Source organism: Deinococcus piscis, assembly GCF_014653275.1.
GTDB classification, from domain to species: Bacteria; Deinococcota; Deinococci; order Deinococcales; family Deinococcaceae; genus Deinococcus; species Deinococcus piscis.
The window spans coordinates 1-3874 of the sequence record NZ_BNAL01000065.1; the positions used below are offsets into that span (position 1 = coordinate 1).

At 64.1% G+C, this 3874-nt stretch carries 4 protein-coding genes; 2 read left to right on the forward strand and 2 right to left on the reverse strand.

The window, feature by feature from the left end:
* Window positions 1-71: 71 nt before the first annotated feature.
* Window positions 72-1520 carry a M28 family peptidase gene (locus IE158_RS13180; RefSeq protein ID WP_189644166.1) on the forward strand — a complete coding sequence of 483 codons (1449 nt, stop codon included), beginning with the start codon at window positions 72-74 and terminating at the stop codon, window positions 1518-1520.
* Window positions 1521-1601: 81 nt separating this feature from the next.
* Here the strand turns inward: IE158_RS13180 and IE158_RS13185 are convergent, their stop codons facing one another.
* Window positions 1602-2255, reverse strand: a complete 654-nt coding sequence (locus tag IE158_RS13185) for a DsbA family protein (RefSeq protein ID WP_189644167.1) — start codon at window positions 2253-2255, stop codon at window positions 1602-1604.
* A 22-nt stretch (window positions 2256-2277) separates the two neighbouring features.
* Window positions 2278-3291 carry a S41 family peptidase gene (locus IE158_RS13190; RefSeq protein ID WP_189644168.1) on the reverse strand — a complete coding sequence of 338 codons (1014 nt, stop codon included), beginning with the start codon at window positions 3289-3291 and terminating at the stop codon, window positions 2278-2280.
* Window positions 3292-3568: 277 nt separating this feature from the next.
* On the opposite strand from IE158_RS13190, the gene IE158_RS13195 reads away from it, so the two are divergent.
* Window positions 3569-3820 (forward strand): type I restriction enzyme HsdR N-terminal domain-containing protein, encoded by a 252-nt coding sequence (locus IE158_RS13195; protein ID WP_189644169.1) that lies wholly within the window; start codon window positions 3569-3571, stop codon window positions 3818-3820.
* Window positions 3821-3874: the final 54 nt, after the last annotated feature.

Consider the following 3874-nt stretch of genomic DNA (forward strand, 5'->3'; position numbering starts at 1 on the left):
TTAACGGTGGTTGTGGAGCCACTATGCTGTTCTGGACAGAGAAAAAGTAAAGTTGTCGGGTACTGAGATCCATGTCAAAAAAATTTGGGTATCTGACGGCCCTGCTGGGTCTGTCCCTGCTCGCTTCTGCTCAGGCCGATCTGGGCGCAGATGAAGCGCCGGCAGCTTTTGGTGCAGCCACTGCTCTAACCTCTGCTCCGACCACGGCGGCCCGCAGAACCGTGGCGCCCCCAGCCTTCGACCCGCGTGTGATGGAGCTGGCGGCGGCGCCCAGCGCTGAACGGATCGAAGCGGACATCCGCACGCTGATAGGCTTTGGCACCCGCCACACCATGTCCCAGACCGACTCGGACACTCAGGGCATCGGCGCAGCCGTGCGCTGGATGAAGACCGAGTTTGAGAAGATCAGCGCCGAGTGCGGCGGCTGCCTGGAAGTGTATGAGCAGCGCACCCTGGTCAAGGCCGGCAGTGAGCGGATTGACCGCGATACCGAAGTGGTGAATGTATACGCCGTGTTGCGCGGCACCGTGCGTCCCAACGACTACGTGATTATGAGCGGTGACATTGACAGCCGCGTCACCGACGTGATGAATTCCACCTCGGTGAGCCCCGGTGCCAACGATAACGCCAGCGGCCTGGCCGGCACCATTGAAGCGGCCCGCGTGCTGAGCCGCTATAAGTTCGCCAACTCCATCGTGCTGGCGGGCCTGAGCGGCGAGGAGCAAAACCTGTACGGCGGCGAATTCCTGGCGGCCAAAGCCAAGGCTGAAGGCTGGAATGTCATCGGCGTGCTGAACAACGACATGATCGGCAACATTGAGGGCGTCAACGGCATCATCAACAACCGCAGCTTCCGCATCTTCTCCGAGCCATATTTTCAGGGCGCTGACGAGAAGACCTTGCAGCAGCGGCGCTTTTATGGCGGCGAAGTGGACGGCCCCAGCCGGCAACTGGCACGCTACGTCCACCGCACCACGCAGACTTATTTGCCGCAGCTGGACCCGATGATGGTGTACCGCCTGGACCGCTTTGGACGCGGCGGCCACCACACGCCCTTCAACAATGCCGGCTTCCCAGCCGTGCGCCTGATGGAAACCAACGAGAACTACAACCGCCAACACCAGGACATCCGCACCGAGAACGGCGTGCAGTACGGTGACGTGATCGAAGGGGTGAATTTTGACTACGCGGCTCGGCTGACCGGGGCGAATGTGGCGGCGCTCGCCTCGCTGGGCTGGGCTCCCGCCGCCCCGACGGATGTGGCCCTGGGCGGGGGCGTGCAGCCAGCCGCCAAACTGCGCTGGAAGCCGGGGACCAACCGCAACCTGCTGGGCCACAAAATCTACTACCGCCTGACCACCGAGCCGCAGTGGACCCACTCGGTCTGGGTGCCCGCCGGCACCAACGAATACACCATGACCGGCCTGGTCGTGGATAACTACTACTTCGGCGTGGCCGCCGTGAGCCGCGACGGCAACGAAAGTCTGGTGCAGTTCCCGGGCAGCGTCTTCCGCAACTGAGCGGAGAGCGGGCAGGAAGGGGGGCTACAGCTGCGGCTGGTGTCCCCCCTTTCTAATGCTGCGCCGCCGAGGAGCCAGGGCTCACTCGTCTTCTTGCTCTACCGTTTCACCTGCCAGCACCCGCTCAAAGGCAGCGGTCAGCTTGGCCGGGGTGGCCCGCGCCCCGCCAATACGCTGGGAACCGTGCGGGCCGTGCACCAGCAGGGTGGGATAGCCAGGAACGTCCAGGGTCTTGCGCCGCTCGAACCCGGCCAGGGCCTGCATTTCAGTGGCTGGGTCAGCCAGAGCGCGGCGGGCCGCCGCTGCATCCAGGCCCAGCTCAGTGGCGACGTCCTGAATCACCGCTGGGTCGCGGAGGTCGCGGCCATCCCAGTACCAGGCGTGCTGCAACGCATGGGCAATCTCCAGCCCGCGCCCCGGTGCCAGCCCGTGCAGCGCCCAGTAGGCCCGCGCCGCCACGCCGGAATCCAGCACTGCGCTTCCTTCCTCTACGCTGCGGCGAAAGCCCTCGCCAGTCGCCACGCCGGTGACCTCCGTGACCCGCGCCGCCGATTCCAACACGCGGGGTTTCTCGCCTACGGGCTGTACCCGGTCACCCACCAGCAGGCCACCGGGCAGCACTTCCAGCTCAATGCGGTCTGCGTTCTGCGCCGCAAAGCCCCGCAGCGCTTCGCCAAAGCCCCAGCACCAGATGCAGTAGGTGTCGGTGACGTAGGTCAGCTTGGTTTTGGTCATGGGGGAATTGTGGCATGCAGAATCAGGTGGACTGACACTGCTCTGCCAGCCAGGCCCGCGCCGCCTCCGGGGCTGCTCCGGGGTCAGTGGGCTGCTGCGGCTCAAGAACGCCGCCGTACACGTTGCCCGCCGCGTCCGTATCCAGCGCCACCGTGAGCAGCATCTCCGTGCCGCCGTACAACTTGCGCACCTGATTGGCGGACGAAAGCCCGGCACTCGGCGCACCAAATGTGCGCGTGTCAGGGCGTCCGTAGAACGCCAGCAGCACCACCTCGCCTGAAGACGCGGTCCGCCCATCTTGCAGCACGGCCACCGGTCCTTTTAGCGGCTGGTAATATGGCGTCCCAAAGGTGGAGCTGCCTCCGACCTGCACCGCGCCGTCTTGGAGCGCCAGCTCAGTCACCTGGCCCTGATTGTCCACAAAGCCCCCAACCCGGCCCCGGCCCAGCAGCGGGCTCAGGCCCGCCAGCATCGGCTCCATGTTGCCGCCGGTATTGCCGCGCAGGTCCACAATCCAGCCGCAGCCCGTCGCGGCCCCGGCGCTCACCAGGCCCTGGGCCAGCGTGTCCGCATACGCCTGCAGCGCCTGAGCTTCGTCTGCTCCTACAGCGGGCACGGTCACCGTGGTGATCCCATCTGAGGTTTCCAGGCTGGGGAGCTGCGGCGGCCCCATCCGCTCAGCGAGGCTCTCGCCTTCGTCCAGCAGTTTGGAGTGCGGGCCACCCGCCACCGCCAGCGCTTCACGTAGGGCAGGAAAGGTAGCGGCGTAGTTGGCGGCCTCCCGGGTGGCTGCGACAGCAGCGGCACGCGCCTCCCGCCATTTTTCGCCCGTGGCGTAGTAGCCGTTGTCCATCATGCTCAGGGCCGTGTCGGCATAGACCGCAGGCGTCGGCGGCAGCAGATAAATCCCGAAGCGGGGGCCGTACTGCCACAGCAGGGCCAGCCCGGCCAGGAGCCCTATCAGCAGCAGGGCCATGATCCCCTTGACGATGGCTGGAACTCCGCCCCGCCGTCCCCCACGCGACACTTGTTGCATGGGTCAACTTAGCAGGCCGTTTCGTTGACTGTATGAGCGGGGTGAAAGCCCGGCGCTACTGCTGCGCCGCCCTCAATGCCAGTGCTCGCCTTTGCATAAGCGTGTGGTGGGCGGGTAGCTTGCTGCCTGCTATGGCCTTTGCGCATTTGCCGAGTAGGGAAACGGGCGTTGGAGAGCTGAATGAGTGTAAAAGAACGCATGGGGTGAGGATAGAAAGGAACAGCAGGGCAGCCATCTCACAGATAGAACGCCACAAATTGCTCTACCTTAAGATGAGATGCAATCTCTCTCAGACATTCTCAAGGCGGAAGATTTCGCTACGGCTGCGACCACATTTGGGATATCCGCCATCAATGACATTCAGGCCCGCCTGACCGATAAAAAGGGCACAACTTACGTCAAGTGCCTCGTGCGCGACAAGGAAGTGCTCGCCAAGCCAGAAGAACTGATTCGGCAATTCTGGATTCACCGCCTGATGAACCAATACGGCTACCCCAAAAGCCGCATGACCGTCGAGCTCAGTAGGTGACAACTTCACTTCCAGCCCCTCCTGGTGGGCAAAAAGGCTGGGTCAGCAGGTCTA